Raw genomic sequence first — 16,648 nt, forward strand, 5'->3', positions numbered from 1 at the left:
CGCCGGCCGCAGATGCAAGAAAGCCCGCACTCGACACGCGACTGCGGGCTTTCCGGTTTGGCGTCACGGGCGGCCGTCGGGCCGCGCGGCAAACAGCTTGGCGGCCGACTTAATGGCCGAAGTAGACCGACGAGCGATCGGCGGCGGCGGGCACCGCTACACGCTGCCCCGACTGCGACGCCGCGACCGGGTTCGAGCCGTAGCCCGTTGCATCGGCTTGCGCGCCGGTGTTCTGTGCGGCGGCGATCTTCGCCTGGGCGGCCTGGATATTTTCCGGATAGTTGATCCAGTCGTTCGGGTTGTAGCCGGCCTTTTCGAGCTGGACCAGTTCGGCGCGCACTTGGGCGCGCGTGAGCGGCTGCTGGTTCGATTGGGCAAACGAAACGACCGGTGCGGCCGCCAGAGCGGCCAGTGCAACTGCCTTGATCAGCGATTTCATGATGCGTTACCTCCAGATTGTTTTGTCAGGCGCTTCCGACTCGGTCGTCGTTGCGCATGAGTAAAAGTCTAGGCGGCACCGCTATCAGGGTAAATACTTAAATCGCAAATTCACTGTTGACCGAATCCGTACAATTGCCGCGCATTCGGCTAAATCATCAGACGATTATCTCGGCATCCGCATCCAATAGGCGGCGGCGCGTCTGCGCGGGCCTGCCGGCGTCCGCAGAGCAAAAAATTGAGCCGCAAACCGTACCGCAGAAAGCCGGCGCGTGCCGCCGCTTCCGCGGTGTTTGAACGAGGCTTCAGCCGATCCGCTCGGTATCCGCCGCCCCGGTGGACAGGTCGAACAGCAAGGCCTTGAGGCGAGTCCGTTCGGCCGCAGCGGTGTCGCCGAAGGCCACGTGATGGAGGGTCCAGCCCGGTGCAGCCGGGTCGGCATGCGCCGCGCGGACCGTAGCGTCGAGCGTCAGCAACGCGACACGATCGCCGTCCGCATACGGCAGCTGTATGCTCAACGGCTCGCCGGCCGCCGCGAGCGGGCTATCGACCGCGACCGACAGACCGTTCAGGCTCAGGTCGCGCACGATTCCGATACCGTCGGCGGACGTTCGAGCGCCGCTGCACCAGGCAGCGATCCGGACCGGCACGCGCGGCTCGGCGCGCGTGCGCAACCGGTCGACAAAACCGGGCCGCGACAGCACCAGGAAAGGCGCCCCGCCGGCTGCGTGCACGGCTTCGACCGTCGCACCGAAGCGCGACACCGCCGAGCGGCCGATTGCGACCGCCTCGACGTCGTCGCCGCACGCAAATTCCAGCACCACCGCAGGCTGCGGCTCGACGAACAGGACGCCGGATGCGCCCACTCCGATCAACCGGCACCGTTGCAGCGCGCGCGTGGCGCCGACGCGCCGGCGGATCCCGATCGCCGCACCGGCCGACAGCCCCAGGTGTCGGGCCGCCGGCACCGGATCGTGCGCGGTTGGGCCGGGTTCGGCGTCGTCGCGTCTGCGAACGGGCCTGAAGTGGTCGAACAGGAGCGCATGCTGGGCCGGATCGCGCAGCACCGTGCCCGCAGGCAACAGCGCGGCGCCGCCCGCGTCGTAGAGATCGAAGCGGAGCGGGACGCCTGCACAGACGTCATCGCGCGCAAGCGCGACATGTTCGTGGATGAGCCGCATCGGAATGGCGCGGAGCGACCGCGCGGGCTGTCGTGACAACGGTATTACGGCAGCATCGCGCGAAAGCTGAACGGTTCGCTACCGCGAAGTGCCAGCGGCCTCCGGCGAAGCCGGTTCAGGTGCGGAGGAATCCGAAGGCGCCGGCACCGGCGAAGGCACGGCGGCCGGTGCGGAGACGACGCTACCGGCGCTCGCGCTGGACGGGCTTGTCGAGCCGCCGGTCGCCGCCGGCGGCTGAGCAGGCTGTGGCTGCGACGCGCCCGCCGACAACGCGGCCGCGGATGCCGCGACTTCCGACGCCGGCACCCATTCCTCGACGACGCCGCCGGACGCAGCTTCCGCCGCCGATGCAGCAGAAGCGGCCGACGCCGCACCTTCGTCCGCCTCCGGTTCCGGCTCGATCCGTTGGGTCCTGACGGGCGCCGACGCTTTCTTCGAGTCGGGTCCGAACCATCCGTCGAACAGGTCCGTCACGCGTTCGCGCACCGACGCGAACCAGCCGGGCGATGGTTCGGTATCGAATTTCAGCTTGGTGTCGACGATCCGGGCACGCTGCGCGCGCTGGAAGAAGTCGCCGACGATCGGCAGCGCGCTGTGCGCGCCCTGGCCCCAGTAGTCGCTACGCAGCGTCACGCGGCCGTCGTCGAAGCCGACCCACGCGCCGGCGACGAGCCCGGGCTGCATCAGGATGAACCAGCCGTCCGCGTTGTCCTGTGTGGTGCCGGTCTTGCCCGCCACGTCGCCGCGAACGCCGAAGCGCGTGCGGATACTGCCGCCGGTGCCGCGCGTCACGACGTCGCGCATCACGTCGAGCAGTGTCTTGTCGGTTTCGGCATCGAGCGCGCGCTCGGGCGGGGCCGGCGCGTATTCGGCGAGCACGTCGCCATGACGATTCTCGATCCGCGTCACCATTTGCGGCGCGATGTACAGCCCGCCGTTCGCGATCGTCGCATACGACGCGACCATTTCCTTCAGCGTGACGGGGCTCGTGCCGAGCGCGAGCGACGGCACGCGCTCGAGCGGGCTTTCGCGCACGCCCATGTCGCGGGCAAGCCGCGCGACGGCCGACGGACCGACCTTCTCCATCACCTGCGCGGTGATCCGGTTGCGCGACAGCGCGACCGCGTCGCGCAGCGTCATCGGCTTGCCGGTGGGCGGCACGTCGTCGTTCGGGCGCCAGATCTCGCCGCCCTTCAGCGGAATCTCGACCGCCTGGTCGATGAACGTGTCGTCGGGCTTCATCCCGCTCGCGAACGCGGCGCCGTAGACGAACGGCTTGAACGTCGAGCCCGGCTGGCGCCGCGCCTGCGCGACATGATCGAACGGCTCGGTCGTGAAGTCGCGGCTGCCGACCCACGCGCGGATCTGCCCGTCGCGCGGATCGATCGCGACGAAGCCGGCCTGCACGTCGGTCTTTGCCTTGCACAGTGCGCGCATGAAGCCGCGATCGGCGGCGAGCTGCTTCATCGCTGCAGCGTCGTCCTTGCCGACCTGCTGCGCGGCCTTGTACTCCGGCGACTCGCGCATGAACGTGCGGAACAGCTCGTTGTCGGTACCGCAGCCGTCGCGGCCGCTCCATGCGTTGTTCGCAATCCCCTGCAGCTGGTTCGCGTGCTGCGTCAGCGCCTGGGTCGCCATCTGCTGCAGCCGCGCGTCGATCGTGGTGCGCACGATCAGGCCGTCCGAATAGATGTTGTAGTCGTTGCGGTCGGCCCAGCCGATCAGCCATTTGCGCAGTTGCTGTGCGAAATGCGGGGCGGGCCCCGGCGGTTCTTTCTGGCGCTCGAAATCGATGCGCAGCGGCCGGCGCTGCAATTGCGCGAACTGTGCCGGCGACAGCTTGCCGTACTTCACCATCTGGCCGAGCACGGTGTTGCGCCGCTGCAGCGCGCGCTCGGGGTTCAGCACCGGGTTGTAGTAGCTGTTGCCCTTCAGCATCCCGACGAGCGTCGCACTGTCGAGCACGTCGAGCTCGTCGGCCGACTTGTCGAAATAGGTGCGCGCGGCCATCTCGACGCCGTATGCGTTGTACAGGAACGGCACCGTGTTCAGATAGGTCTCGAGAATCTGGTCCTTGCTGTACACGGCCTCGATCTTCAATGCGGTGATCGCTTCCTTCAGCTTGCGCGTGAGCGTGGGCGCGCGGCCGATCTCGTCCGGATACAGATTGCGCGCGAGCTGCTGCGTGATCGTCGAGCCGCCCTGGCGGTCGCCCGAGAACGTATGAAGCGCGGCCGACGCCGTGCGCTTCCAGTCAAGGCCGTGATGTTCGTAAAAACGATGGTCCTCGGTCGCGATCAGCGCGTCGACCATGTGCGGCGAGATGTGCGTGAGCGACACCCATTCGCGATTCGACGGCTTGAATTCCGCCAGCAGCTTGCCGTCGGCGGACAGCACCTGCGCAGGCTGGTCGACGCGCGCCTTGCGGATGTCGCCGATGCCCGGCGTAAACGGGATCAGCACGAGCACGTACAGAAGGAACAGCGCCGGCACCGCAGCGGCGGCAAGCAGCACGCCGCGGCGCGTCGGATGACGGACATGGTGCGAGGCAACGGCCAGCACACGCTTGATGGATACGGCGGCAGCGGCCGCGACCGGCTGGGCGCGCGCGACCCATTTGGTACAAAGGTCACGCACTGACGACACGTTTCGGCGATTCACGCGGGTGGGGGATCTGCTGGAAAGGCTGCATCGTACCAAAAGTCGCGCGGCCGACCGGCCGGCGGGCGTCCCCGCTCATACGAATCGCGTCGATCGCGCGCCGCACCAACGAAAAAAGGCGCGCGCCCCGCTACGGGACGACGCGCCAGGCCTGGTACGACCGCGTATCGTGCGCCAACGCTCAGCGCACGAGGAAACCGTAGGTCAGCGGATCGCGCTCGTCGACGATCCAGTTCGCGAACCCGCAGATGTGTGCGCTGCCCTCCACTTCCGGGATCACGGCCGGGATGTCGCCGACGGTCGTTTCGCGCAGCACGCGCGCGTTGAACACCGTACCGACGATCGACTCGTTGACGAGCGTCTCGCCGGCCGCGAGCAGGCCGCGCTGGTACAACTGCGCGACGCGCCCGCCGGTGCCGGACCCGGTCGGCGAGCGGTCGACCTCGCGATCCGCGAACACGCAGCAGTTCGCCTGCGTCGAGCCGGGATGGCGCGGCGCGTTCGCGATGATCGTGCCGTAGATATGGTTGATTTCCGGAATCTCCGGATGGACGACCGGGTACTTCGCGTTCGCCGCGGCCTTCACTTCCGCGCCGAAGCGGATCAGCCGCTCCACCGCTGCCTCGCGCACCGGCAGGTCGAACGGCGCGCCGTCGACGTAGAAATAGAACGCACCGCCATACGCGATGTCGCCGGTCACGCTGCCGAACGACGGCGTGTCGACCGACACGTCGCGCCGCCAGATGAACGACGGCACGTTCACGAAACGCACGGAGCCGGCGTGCTCGCCGTCCCATTTGACGAACGCCTCGATGAAGCCGCACGGCGCGTCGATGCCTACGCGCGTCTCCGGCGCCGTGCGCTGCACCCAGCCGAGCTCGACCGCGGCGGTCGACAGCGCGATCACGCCGTGCCCGCAATGGTCGCTGTAGCCTTCGTTGTGCACGAAGATCACGCCGAAATCCGCGTTCGGCGACACGGGCTCGGTCAGGTAGCCGCCATACATGTCGGCGTGGCCGCGCGGCTCGAACATCAGCGCGCGGCGGATCTCGTCGGCGTTCTCCTTGAGCCACGCGCGGCGCTGGACGATCGTGTCGCCCGGCAGGCGCGGCAGCCCGCTCGTGACGATGCGAAACGCTTCACCGCCGGTGTGGACTTCGACGGTGGAAAGGGATCGGGAAATTTTCATCGAGAATCGAAAGCGTGAAGACGAAGGACGGCGCGTTTGCGCCGTCCCGGTGACGATTACTTCGCGTACGGCACGGGCAAGCCGTTGCGGATCACGTAGACGGTGGTCGGCGCGCCCTTCAGGTCGCCGTGTTCGTCGAACGAATAGGTGCCCGCGACACCCGCATGGTTCGACTTCGCGAGCTGCGCGATCAGCTTCGCCTTGTCGGTAGTCGTGCCGGCCTTGACCATCGCATCGGCGATCAGCTTCATCCCGTCGTAGTAGTTGACGCCGTAGACCTGCGTATCGGTGTGATAGGTGTCGTGGTATTTCTTCAGGAACTCGCGGCCGGCCGGCGTCTTCTCGAGCGCGACGCCGCCCTGCGCGCAATAGACGATCGACGCTGCGTCGCCCGCGACCTTCCCCATGTCGGCCGAACAGATGCCGTCGCCGCCGAGCAGCTTCGCGCGCAAGCCTCGCTGCTTCATCTGCTTCGCCATCGGCGCGCCCTGCGCCGCATAACCGCCGAGGAAGATCACATCGGGGTTGCTGGCCTTGATCTTGGTGAGAATGCCGAGGAAGTCGGTGGCCGACGAGTTCGTGTATTCCTGGTCGACGATCCTGATCCCGTTCGCCTTCGCGACGTTCATGAACTGCTCGGCGACGCCCTGCCCGTATGCGGTGCGATCGTCGATCACGGCCGCGGTTTTCGCGTTCAGCGTCTTCGCGGCGAACGTTGCCATCGTGCCGCCGAGCTGTTCGTCGCTCGCCCCGATCCGGAAGATGTTCTTGAAGCCCTGCCGCGTGAGCGCCGGATTCGACGCGACCGGCAGCATCGGCACGCCGGCATTTGCGTACACGCGCGACGCGGGAATCGCGACGCCCGAGTTGTATGGGCCGAGCACCGCGACGACTCCCTTGTCCACCAGATTCTGCGCGACCTGTACACCCGCCTTCGGGTCGGCCTGATCGTCCTCGGAGACGAGCCTGAACGTGACCGTCTTGCCGGCCACCTTTACGCCCGCCTTGTTCAACTCGTCGACGGCGAGGCGCGCACCGTTTTCATTGTCCTTGCCGTTCGCGGCCTGCGGCCCCGTGAGCGGCGCCGAATGGCCGATCGTCACAACTTCCTGCGCTCGGGCGCACGTCAGCCCGCCGGCAGCGGCGGCCACCGAAAGCGCGATTACGAGGTGTCGCATGCTGTCTCCTGATTGGTTTTATGAAAAACCAATGTAGGACACAGGTGGTTTCGTTGCAAGCAATTTCAAAATGCGCGCCGCCTTTTTGGTCTTTTTAAAACCAGAAGAATGGCGCCAAGCCGGCGCAGCATCACTTCGGCGCGATATCGCGCCGCACGCGCCGAATGTGCTGCTCGACGTAGAACGCGGCCGCGTCTGCGTCGCCGGAAACGATCGCCTCGTAGATCAGCCTGTGTTCGGACACGTAAAGCCGGATCCGGCCCGCGTCATAGATACCGTCATCCTTCAGCCGCTTCCACAGCGGCTGATCCATCGTCTTCGCGACTTCGTCCGCGATCTTCACGATCAGCGCGTCGCCGGTCATCAGCGCGAGCTGCCGGTGGAACAGCCGGTCGCTTTCGTTCCACAGCGCGCGCTGCTGCGGATCGTCGATGTCGGTGATCGTCTCCATCTGCGCAAGGTAGCGCTCGGCGACGGGATCGGCGCAGCCGCGCGACGCGGCGAGCCGCGCGATTGCCGGCTCGAGGATCAGCCGAACGTCGAGCGTGGACGTCGGGCTGAAGTCGGCATCCGGCGCGCTGCGTGCGTCTCCGCGCTGCGCGAGCACGTCGAGCGGCGCCGCCACGACGTAGGTGCCCGAATTGCGCTTGGTGAACACGAGCCCTTCGTTCTGCAGCGCGCCGAGCGCCTCGCGCACGGCCGGGCGGCCGACCTGGAACAGCGCCGCGAGCTCGCGCTCCGACGGCAATCGCGAGTCGGCCGGATAGCGGCCCGCGCGGATCTCGTCGCGGATCTTCTCGGCGACCTGTTCGTAGATCTGCAGTGGCCGGAAACCGGCTTCGAGCGATTCGGGACGCGCGGACATCATCTGGAGCTCCTGCCCGGTCGGGACGGTAGATCGGGAATGGGTTCGCACTATACCGAAGCCACCGCCGCACCGGTATGTGCGCGCCCCATCTGGACGGATATTAGAACCAAAACCGGCGATCCACGTAAATTTCCGGATTGCCGTGCGTCCATAAACTGGTATAAATTCGATCCACAATGGCTGCCGCTGGACCGAGCGGCAGCTTTCCGTGGCGAGCGCGATGCGCCCGTCGCTCACGCTGACACGACACCACCGACCGAGACGATGACCGCCCCCTCCCGGATTCCCGCGTTCGACGCCGCCGAAACGGCCGCGCTGCTCGATTACCCGGCGCTGCTCGCCACGCTGACGCACACCGTCGCCGAATATGCGGCCGGCGAAATCGTCAGCCCCGAACGACTGGTCGTGCCGCTGCAGGCAGGCGGCGTGATGCTGTCGATGCCGTCGAGCGCGCGCGACCTTGCCAGCCACAAGCTCGTGAACGTATGCCCCGGCAACGGCGCACGCGGACTGCCGACGATACTGGGCCAGGTCACCGCCTACGACGCGACGACCGGCGAGCTGCGCTTCGTGCTCGATGGCCCGACGGTCACCGGACGCCGCACGGCAGCCGTCACCGCGCTCGGCATCCACGCGCTGCACGGCGCCGCCCCGCGCGACATCCTGCTGATCGGCACCGGCAAGCAGGCGGCCAATCACGCGGAAGCGCTCGCGGCGATCTTTCCTGACGCGCGTCTGCATGTTCGCGGCTCGCGCGCCGGCAATGCGGCGGCGTTCTGTGCCGCGCACCGCGCGATCGCGCCGCAGCTCGCACCGCTCGACGGCGACGCCATCCCCGATGCGATCGACGTCGTCGTCACGCTGACCACGAGCCGTACGCCCGTCTATCGCGAAGCGGCGCGCGACGGCCGGCTCGTCGTGGGCGTCGGCGCGTTCACCGCGGATGCCGCGGAGATCGACGCCGACACCGTACGCCACAGCCGGCTCGTCGTCGACGATCCGGCCGGCGCGCGCCACGAGGCCGGCGACCTGATCGTCGCGCAGGTCGACTGGCGGCAGGTCGCATCGCTGGCCGACGTGCTGGCCGGCCGGTTCGAGCGCCGCGGGCCGCTGCTGTTCAAGACCGTCGGCTGTGCCGCATGGGATCTCGCCGCGTGCCGCACGGCGCGCGATGCGCTGGCCGCGCGCCAGCGCGGCTGATTCACCGGCAACGGCAGCGAACACAACAACGACGCTGGCGGCCGGCCGGCGGCGCCGCGTGCGCACCTCCCCGTGCGCCGGTGCGGGATGCGCACGGCCCGCCGGTTTTCCGTACGCGTTGTAGGAAACGCCCTACAACGCGGCGAAGCGGCCTACACAAACTTCCAGTTCGGCCGATTTTATTTTTGGCGGCGCAACACGATACTGGCCGCATGAATGCCAGCCTGCCACCCGATGCCGCGCTGAGGGTGTTTCTCGTCGATCACGCTGTCGCCGTCCGTCAACGGATCGCGCTGCTCGTCGGCGCGATCCGCGGTGTCGTGATCGTCGGCGAAGCGGAAGACGGCGAGGACGCATGGACGCAAATCGTCAGCAGCCGCGCCGACGTAGTGATCGTCGATCTGCGGCTCGCGGACGGCAGCGGTTTCGACCTGATCGGGATGCTGTCGAAGGCTGCGCCGCCGGTCGTCACGATCGTGCTGACCAATCACTCGGCGCGGGCATTCAGAGAGGCATGTGCGGCAGCCGGCGCCGATCATTTCTTCGACAAAACCGCCGAATTCGACGCTGCATGCCGCGTCATCGAATCGCTGGTGCACGCTCGCGCGCACCATCCCTGACCGAGCCGGAGTGACTCATGTCTACAGCCACCGCCTGCGCCCCGTCCGTCGCGCGTCAGCCCGCGATGCCGCTTCATGCGGTTGCGCGCAGCGACGTCACCAAACATCCGGCTGCGCGGTGCTCGGTCTGCGCGATGCGCTCGATGTGCCTGCCGCCGGATCTCACCGCGGACGACTACGGCCGGCTCGACGCGATCATCTGCTCGACGCGGCACGTGCGCCAGGGCGACGCGCTGTTCCGCACCGACGATCCGTTCCACAGCATCTATGCGGTACGCGCGGGGTCGTTCAAGACGGTGATGATGCACCGGGACGGCCGCGAACACGTGACCGGTTTCCAGATTGCGGGTGAAACGCTCGGGATGGACGGGATTGGCGGCGGCCACCACTGCTGCGACGCGATCGCGCTCGAGGACAGCGTCGTGTGCATCATTCCGTTCGGCGCGCTCGAGGCCGCATGCCGCGAGATGAAGTCGATGCAGCACTTTCTTTATCAGATGCTGAGCAGCGAGATCGTCCGCGAGTCGAGCCACATGCTGCTGCTCGGCACGATGTCAGCCGAGCAGCGCGTCGCGCATTTCCTGCTGAACCTGTCGTCGCGCTTCGAGGCGCGCGGCTATTCGGCATCGGAATTCAATCTGAGGATGACGCGCGAGGAAATCGGCTGCTATCTCGGCATGAAGCTCGAGACGGTCAGCCGGATGTTCTCGCGTTTTCATCGGGATGCGCTCGTCGAAACACGCGGCAAGCGCGTGCGGATCATCGACGCGCACGCGCTCGCACAAGTCTGACGCTCGCTGCGGCGCGCGTCATCGCGCGAGCGTCTGCAGCCCGGCCGCGCCGGGCGCTCCCGCCTGCCATGCGGACAGCACCGCCTCGGCCTGCGCGAACGCGCGGCGCATCGTCTCGGCCACGTCGTCGCCGGTCGCGGCCAGCGGCAATGCCGGCGCACGATCTCTCATCAGCAACTCGAGCCGCACGTCGTACATCCGGCCGCCGTCGGCGGTCGGATGCGATTCGATCGCCAAACGGCAGTCGCCGAGCCGCGCGCGAAATCGTTCGAGCCGCACCAGTTGCACGCCCGCTTCCGCTTCGAGTGCGGCGGAACCCGCGAATCCGACGCAGACGATCTGCATGCCCACGCCCATGTCGTTCCTCCTGACGGGGCCGCACGCTCGTCGACCGCGTTACCTGTTCAAGTGTCCGTCCGTTCCGTGCGCAGCGGAACCGTGCCTCGCGCGTTTCGTGCAGTCCGGCGCCGCACGCGGCGGTCGCCGCGCGGGCATCCGCGCCGTCGCGCATTCGCCGACGTGAAGCCGTTCAGACGCTGAATGTCTGCGATGCCTTCATTTCGATCCACGTCATCCCGGCCCGGAGCCCTTCGATCGCCGCTTCGTGCTCGGTCGGGTACGCGTGACTGTGCTCGAACGTATGATGAAAGCGCCCGGGCCCCGAACCATGCTCGACCGACACCCGGCAGCGGAATTCGCCGGATTCGCACGGCCGCGTCTCGATTTCGACCGACCAGTCGCGTTCATGAAGCGTGCCTTGCAGTGTCATGCGCCCTCCTGCGGTGTCAGTCGCCGATCCGGAAGTGGCCGCTGTGCAGCAGCACCGGCCGGCCGCCGATTTCTTCGAGCATTCGTCGTGCCATCGCCTCGATCGCCGGCCGGTGCGCGCCGAACGCATCCAGCAGGTCGCGCTCGAGCAGCGACGGCGCACCGAAATGGTCTTCCAGCGCTTCGGCCGTGATCGCACACTGCACGCAGCGGCCGTCGACCAGCGCCGAAAATGCGACAACCAGATCGCGTGCGCAATATTCGGGCGGTTCCGGTGGAAAGGCAATCTGCATCTGTCCGCCTGTCATCGTCGGGAGATCCCGCGGCATCCATGTCATGAGCATAGCGGCCCGCGCCGCCTGGCGCTTGACTCACGTCAACCGGCTCGCTGCGGCGCGCAACACGGCGCTGCTTCGGGCGGGGCGACGGGCGTTCAGCCGGCGTCGGCGTCGAGCGTTGCGCCGCGCTCGGCCAGCAGTTCGCGCAGCACGCTGCGATGGCACCGGTGCTCGTCGTCGCAATAGCAGCCGATCGAGAACGCACTCGTCGCCGACAGCGCGGCGAGGAGGTCGAGCACCTTCGGTGCGTCGCCATGCGCCATCTCGGCGCGGAAACGGCGCGTGAACGCACGCCATTCGGCGTCGGTGTCGGCCGCCTGCGCCTGTGCGACGAGCTCGGCGCTCGGCGACAGCGTCGGCAACCATACATCGTAATAGTCGCGCGTCGCAAATTCCGACTTGGGTACGCCCCGCGGCGGCCGCCGCACCGTGCCGATCCTCACGCCCTCACCGGCCGCGCGCGGCGAGCCGAGCCGTACGATTCGAATTGCCATCCCGTTCCTTCATCGTTGCGCATGCGATGCGTTCGATCCGTCACATCGTAACGCCGCGCCGCAGACGCGCAACAAAAAAAACCGGCTGCCTCCGCGCGGGAAGCAGCCGGTTTCGGCGCTGTTGGGAGCACGCGCGAACGCGCGTGCTCAGACGCCGCTCTTCAGCACCTTGCCGATCGCATCCGCGACGATGCCGACGTTCGAATCGTTCAGGCCCGCGACACACATGCGGCCCGAACGCAGGATATACACGCCGTGCACGTCGCGCAGCGCGTCGACCTGCGACTCGGTCAGGCCCGTGTACGTGAACATCCCGCGCTGCTTCACGTAGCGCGTGAGCGCTTCGCCGCTGACGTGATCGCGCAGGCCGTCGTGGATCGACTGGCGCATGCGCGCGATGCGGCGGCACATCGCGGCGAGCTCTTCTTCCCACTGCTTGCGCAGCGCGGGCGTGTTGAGCACGGTCGCGACAACTTTTGCGCCGTAGGTTTGCGGGTTGCTGTAGTTCGAGCGCACCGCGCCGGCAAGCTGGCCCAGCACGCGTTCGGCAGCCGCCGCATCCTCGCAGACGACGCTCAGCCCGCCGACGCGCTCGCCGTACAGCGAGAAGTTCTTCGAGAACGAGTTCGCGACGAGCGTCGGCACGCCGCGGCGCGCCAGCTCGCGCACCGCAAACGCGTCCGCGTCGAGACCCGCACCGAAGCCCTGGTACGCCATGTCGACGAACGGCAGCAGCCCGCGCGCCTCGATCACGTCGATCAGCTTCTCCCACTGCCCTTCGTCGAGATCGACGCCGGTCGGGTTATGGCAGCACGCGTGCAGCAGCACGATGCTGCGCGCCGGCAGCGCGTCGATCGCGGCGAGCATCGCGTCGAACTTCAGGCCGCCCGTCGCTTCGTCGTAGTACGGGTACGTGTTCACCGTGAAGCCCGCGCGCTCGAAGATGAAGCGGTGGTTTTCCCAGCTCGGGTCGCTGAGCCATACCTGCGCGTCCGGGAAGTAGCGCTTCAGGAAATCCGCACCGACCTTCAGTGCGCCCGAGCCGCCCAGCGTCTGCACGGTCGCGATGCGGCCGGCCGCGCGCGCCGGATGATCGGCGCCGAACACGAGCGCCTGCACCGCGTCGCGATACGCGGCGAGGCCGACCATCGGCAGATACGGCTTCGGGCCGAGGTCGCGCTGCAGCGCCGTTTCGGCTTCGCGCACGGCATTCATCACCGGAATCCGGCCTTCGGCATCGAAATAGATGCCGATGCTCAGGTTCACCTTCTGATCTCGCGGATCTTTCTGGAAGTTCTCGTTGAGCGTCAGGATCGGATCGCCGGGGTACGCGTCGATGTGTTCGAACATGGCTATGTCGGTCTCGTTTGGAAGAATGGTCGTGGGGCCCGTGTCGGCGACGTCAGCGTGCGGACGCGCGGCCGCTTACCGCGTAGCCGGCATTCTTCTGACGGAAGCGATACCCGATCGCGAGCACCGCGAGCCATACGGGGATCAGATACACCGACAGGCGGAGGTCCGGCGTCAGGTACATCACGACGAGAATGCCGGCCATGAAGGCCAGGCACAGGTAATTCGTGAAAGGATAGCCCAGACTGCGGAAGGACGTCTGCTCCCCGGCGACGCGCTTGGCCTGGCGGAATTTCAGGTGGATCAGCGTGATCATCGCCCAGTTGATGATCAGCGCCGACACGACGAGGCCCATCAACACCTCGAACGCCTTGCCCGGCATGAAGTAATTCACGAGCACGCACACGCCGGTTGCGAGCGCGGACGCGCCGAGCGCGGCGAGCGGAATGCCGCGCTTGTTCACCGAGCACAGCACCTTCGGCGCGTTGCCCTGCTTCGCGAGGCCGAACAGCATCCGGCTGTTGCTGTACACGCCGCTGTTGTAGACCGACAGCGCGGCCGTCAGCACGACGACGTTCAGCACGTTCGCGACCAGGTTGCTGCTCAGCGCATGGAAAATCAGCACGAACGGGCTGCCGCCAGTGACGACCTTCTCCCACGGATACAGCGACAGCAGCACAGCCAGCGCACCGATGTAGAAAATCAGGATCCGGTAGATCACCTGGTTCGTCGCGCGCGGAATGCTGCGTTTCGGATCGTCGGCCTCGGCCGCGGTGATCCCGATCAGTTCGAGCCCGCCGAACGAGAACATGATCGCCGCCATCGACATCACGAGCCCCGACACGCCGTTCGGAAAGAAGCCGCCGTGCTGCCACAGGTTCGCGATGCTCGCCTCAGGCCCGGCATGGCCGCTCACGAGCAGCCAGCCGCCGAAGCCGATCATCCCGACGATCGCGGCGACCTTGATGATCGAGAACCAGAATTCCGTCTCGCCGTACGACTTCACGCTGGCCAGGTTCAGCAGGTTGATCGCAACGAAGAAGACGAGCGCCGACACCCAGGTCGGCACGCCGGGCCACCAGTACTGCACGTAGATCCCGACGGCCGACAGTTCGGCCATGCTGACGAGGATGTACAGCACCCAGTAGTTCCAGCCGGACAGGAAGCCGGTGAAGTGGCCGACGTACTTGTCGGCGAAGTAGCTGAACGAGCCGGCGACGGGCTCGTCGACGACCATCTCGCCGAGCTGCCGCATGATGAAGAACGCAACGATGCCGGCCACGGCGTAACCGAGCAGCACGGACGGGCCGGCCATCCTGATCGTCTGCGCGATGCCGAGGAAGAGCCCCGTGCCCAGCGCGCCCCCGAGCGCAATCAGCTGGATGTGCCGGTTCTTCAGCCCCCGCTTGAGGCCGTCCTTCTCGTTTCCAGAAACCATGTCTTCTCCACTCTGTCCGCCTCCGCCGGAAGCGGTGCGGCGCGCCTCGGTGTGCCGGGCGCTGTTTTACTGTGCCGGCCGCCGCTCGTGGAGCGGCCGGGTTGGGGACTGCAATTTTCGCGCGCCGACGCCCGATTCCTGTCCGCGGGCCTGCCGGACCGCCACCGACCGTCGCTTTCGCCCGCGTTGCTGCGGCCGCACACGAAAATCCGGCGTCAGTTTAGCGTCGCGACGGCGAAATCGGGTTGCGTAACCCGCTCATGCAAACCCTACATTATGAGATAAGATTGCATTCAGGAGACATCTGAGGAAACAAAAATGCCTGAACCGGTTCTCGATCGCATCGATCGTCACTTGCTGTCGGTGTTGCAGGAGAACGGCCGCGCGTCGAACCTCGACCTGGCGAAGGCCGTCGGCCTGTCTCCGGCCCAGACGTTGCGGCGCCATCGCCGGCTCGAGGAAATCGGTGCGATCCGCCGTTACGAAACGCGTCTGTGCCCGGAGACGCTCGGCTTCGGCGTCACGGCGTTCGTGCACGTGACGATGGAGCGCGGACATATCCGCGACCTGTCGAAGTTCCAGAAGCTCGTGTCGGATCTCGCGCAGATCCAGGAATGCTTCTCGGTCACGGGCGACATCGATTACGTGCTGAAGGTCGTCGCGCACGATCTCAAAGGGCTGTCCACGTTTCTGCTGGAGACGCTGATGCGCATTCCCGGCGTGAGCGGCGTGCATTCGAGCGTGTGTCTCGACGAGATCAAGTGCACGAGCGCGATGCCGGTGGAGGCGTAATACCCGCGCGGGGGGCGACGGGTTCGGCGGAAGGCCGCCGCGGCAAGCATCATCATGCGGCGCTTATCGGCGCGGGTCGTTGCGCAGGCGGGAATCGCGTTCCTTGCCGCTACGCCGTCAGGCGGTTTTTCCATCGTGCGCGCTACGCTGCACCCTCCGCGGGTGTTTTCGGCTGAGTCGCACCGACGAGGCGTCACACTGCCGACCCGCTTCTTTCACCATCCCGTCGGGTAACACGCCGTTTTTTGGCGGCACGCTGTAGCGAGTGCTCTGCGCGCGTTCAAATCGCCGCTTTTCGCAAGTTCTACCGCACCGCCTCGAGCGCGCCGATCAGCAACGCGCCGCAAGCAATCACGAGACACCCGCCCGCGCGGCGCGGCGTCAGCCGCTCGCCGAGATAGACGCGCGCGATAAGCGCCGCGAACACCACGCTCGTTTCGCGCAGTGCGGACACCGGCCCCATCGGTGCGCGGTCCATCGCCCAGATGACGATCCCGTACGCAAGCGCCGCGAATACGCCGCCGCATGCGGCCTTCGCCGTTTCGCCGGCATCCTGCGCAAGCCGTAACGGCCCGGCGCGCAGCCGGTAGTACACGGCCATCAGCAACCCGGTCAGCACGAACGTCCACGCCGTGTAACCGACCGTGTTGCCGCTTTCCCGCACGCCGATCCCGTCGACTACGCTGTACGCGGCGATCGATACGCCGGTCGCGAACGCGGTCGGCAGCACCTGCGTGATCCGGTGCTGCGTGTTGCGCCGACGCTCGAGCCCGATCGCCATGATCCCGGCGCAGATCAGCACGAGCCCGCATTGCGCGCCTGCGTTCAAATGCTCGCCTGCGAACGCCGCCGCGCCCAGCGTGACGAGCAGCGGCGCGGTGCCGCGCGCGACCGGATACGCGATGGTCAGGTCGCCGTGCTCGTACGCGCGCACCAGCAGCAACGTATAGACGACATGGATCACCGCCGACGCGACGACGCACGTCCAGCTCGCCGGCGCGATCGGCGCAGCCGCCGGCAGGAACAGCAGCGCGAACAGCCCGATCGCGATCTGCAGCACCGTCGCCGACCGCAGTCGGTCGCCGCTGCTGCGCACGAGCGCATTCCATGACGCATGCAGGAACGCAGCACACAGGACCGCGAAAAGGACGGGAATCGGCACGCCGGATACTCGCTGAGGGGCGGCAACGCGAAATCGTCGCCGCAGGTCGATCATCGTATGAATGCGCAACTGGATTGTCAAAACCGCGCCGACGGATCCGGCTGCAGAACCGGCGCCCCATGTCCGCGATGCCCGGCGCGCATGGTTGCGCAGTCCGCCGCCACGCGCGCCGCAGAACGT

General features: G+C 67.1%; 18 protein-coding genes. 5 read left to right on the forward strand and 13 right to left on the reverse strand.

The features are described from left to right. Positions 1-109: 109 nt before the first annotated feature. Complete coding sequence (locus tag KDW55_RS05270; RefSeq protein ID WP_212160027.1) at positions 110-439, reverse strand: DUF4148 domain-containing protein; 330 nt, start codon at positions 437-439, stop codon at positions 110-112. 304 nt (positions 440-743) lie between these two features. Then, positions 744-1,505, reverse strand: coding sequence for a PilZ domain-containing protein (locus KDW55_RS05275; RefSeq protein WP_349252590.1), 762 nt, complete (start codon positions 1,503-1,505; stop codon positions 744-746). Between KDW55_RS05275 and KDW55_RS29335 the strand changes: the two genes are divergently transcribed. Next, positions 1,482-1,655 (forward strand): hypothetical protein, encoded by a 174-nt coding sequence (locus KDW55_RS29335; RefSeq protein WP_249173829.1) that lies wholly within the window; start codon positions 1,482-1,484, stop codon positions 1,653-1,655. The two genes, KDW55_RS05275 and KDW55_RS29335, sit on opposite strands and share 24 nt — an antisense overlap. Before the next feature lie 42 nt (positions 1,656-1,697). On the opposite strand, the gene KDW55_RS05280 is transcribed toward KDW55_RS29335, so the two are convergent. From KDW55_RS05280 to KDW55_RS05295, 4 genes are all read right to left on the reverse strand, one after another. After that, complete coding sequence (locus tag KDW55_RS05280; RefSeq protein WP_349252591.1) at positions 1,698-4,265, reverse strand: transglycosylase domain-containing protein; 2,568 nt, start codon at positions 4,263-4,265, stop codon at positions 1,698-1,700. 196 nt (positions 4,266-4,461) lie between these two features. Further along, a complete protein-coding gene (gene lhpH / locus KDW55_RS05285; protein WP_040139772.1) occupies positions 4,462-5,469 on the reverse strand; it encodes a trans-3-hydroxy-L-proline dehydratase in 1,008 nt (335 codons plus the stop codon). A 56-nt stretch (positions 5,470-5,525) separates the two neighbouring features. Continuing rightward, positions 5,526-6,647, reverse strand: coding sequence for a branched-chain amino acid ABC transporter substrate-binding protein (locus KDW55_RS05290; RefSeq protein WP_212160026.1), 1,122 nt, complete (start codon positions 6,645-6,647; stop codon positions 5,526-5,528). Between the two features lie 130 nt (positions 6,648-6,777). Next, the gene (locus KDW55_RS05295) at positions 6,778-7,515 is read right to left on the reverse strand and encodes a GntR family transcriptional regulator (protein ID WP_040139770.1); all 738 of its coding nucleotides are present in this window, start codon (positions 7,513-7,515) and stop codon (positions 6,778-6,780) included. Between the two features lie 264 nt (positions 7,516-7,779). Between KDW55_RS05295 and lhpI the strand changes: the two genes are divergently transcribed. From lhpI to KDW55_RS05310, 3 genes are all read left to right on the forward strand, one after another. Further along, a complete protein-coding gene (lhpI, locus tag KDW55_RS05300; RefSeq protein WP_212148213.1) occupies positions 7,780-8,715 on the forward strand; it encodes a bifunctional Delta(1)-pyrroline-2-carboxylate/Delta(1)-piperideine-2-carboxylate reductase in 936 nt (311 codons plus the stop codon). Between the two features lie 212 nt (positions 8,716-8,927). After that, on the forward strand, positions 8,928-9,335 hold the full coding sequence (locus tag KDW55_RS05305; RefSeq protein WP_040139768.1) for a response regulator transcription factor: 408 nt from the start codon (positions 8,928-8,930) through the stop codon (positions 9,333-9,335). Between the two features lie 17 nt (positions 9,336-9,352). After that, complete coding sequence (locus KDW55_RS05310) at positions 9,353-10,126, forward strand: helix-turn-helix domain-containing protein (protein WP_040139767.1); 774 nt, start codon at positions 9,353-9,355, stop codon at positions 10,124-10,126. 18 nt (positions 10,127-10,144) lie between these two features. On the opposite strand, the gene KDW55_RS05315 is transcribed toward KDW55_RS05310, so the two are convergent. The 6 genes from KDW55_RS05315 to KDW55_RS05340 form a co-directional block, all read right to left on the reverse strand. Further along, entirely contained in the window at positions 10,145-10,483 is a 339-nt protein-coding gene (locus KDW55_RS05315; protein WP_040139766.1) for a hypothetical protein, read from the reverse strand. A 172-nt stretch (positions 10,484-10,655) separates the two neighbouring features. Beyond that, the gene (locus KDW55_RS05320) at positions 10,656-10,895 is read right to left on the reverse strand and encodes a hypothetical protein (RefSeq protein ID WP_040139765.1); all 240 of its coding nucleotides are present in this window, start codon (positions 10,893-10,895) and stop codon (positions 10,656-10,658) included. 16 nt (positions 10,896-10,911) lie between these two features. Then, positions 10,912-11,202: a DUF1488 domain-containing protein gene (locus tag KDW55_RS05325; RefSeq protein WP_040141116.1), complete on the reverse strand. Its 291-nt coding sequence runs from the start codon at positions 11,200-11,202 to the stop codon at positions 10,912-10,914. A 125-nt stretch (positions 11,203-11,327) separates the two neighbouring features. After that, positions 11,328-11,726: a DUF488 family protein gene (locus KDW55_RS05330; RefSeq protein WP_069242941.1), complete on the reverse strand. Its 399-nt coding sequence runs from the start codon at positions 11,724-11,726 to the stop codon at positions 11,328-11,330. A 147-nt stretch (positions 11,727-11,873) separates the two neighbouring features. Beyond that, positions 11,874-13,076 carry an amino acid aminotransferase gene (locus tag KDW55_RS05335; protein WP_069242940.1) on the reverse strand — a complete coding sequence of 401 codons (1,203 nt, stop codon included), beginning with the start codon at positions 13,074-13,076 and terminating at the stop codon, positions 11,874-11,876. Positions 13,077-13,128: 52 nt separating this feature from the next. Continuing rightward, complete coding sequence (locus KDW55_RS05340; protein WP_040139762.1) at positions 13,129-14,514, reverse strand: amino acid permease; 1,386 nt, start codon at positions 14,512-14,514, stop codon at positions 13,129-13,131. A gap of 318 nt (positions 14,515-14,832) precedes the next feature. Here KDW55_RS05340 and KDW55_RS05345 point away from each other — a divergent pair, with 318 nt between their 5' ends. Beyond that, complete coding sequence (locus tag KDW55_RS05345) at positions 14,833-15,306, forward strand: Lrp/AsnC family transcriptional regulator (RefSeq protein ID WP_040139761.1); 474 nt, start codon at positions 14,833-14,835, stop codon at positions 15,304-15,306. Between the two features lie 304 nt (positions 15,307-15,610). On the opposite strand, the gene KDW55_RS05350 is transcribed toward KDW55_RS05345, so the two are convergent. Further along, complete coding sequence (locus tag KDW55_RS05350) at positions 15,611-16,522, reverse strand: EamA family transporter (protein ID WP_052110998.1); 912 nt, start codon at positions 16,520-16,522, stop codon at positions 15,611-15,613. Positions 16,523-16,648: the final 126 nt, after the last annotated feature.

The sequence above is a fragment of the Burkholderia sp. AU19243 genome (assembly GCF_018148075.1).
Classification (GTDB): Bacteria; Pseudomonadota; Gammaproteobacteria; order Burkholderiales; family Burkholderiaceae; genus Burkholderia; species Burkholderia latens_A.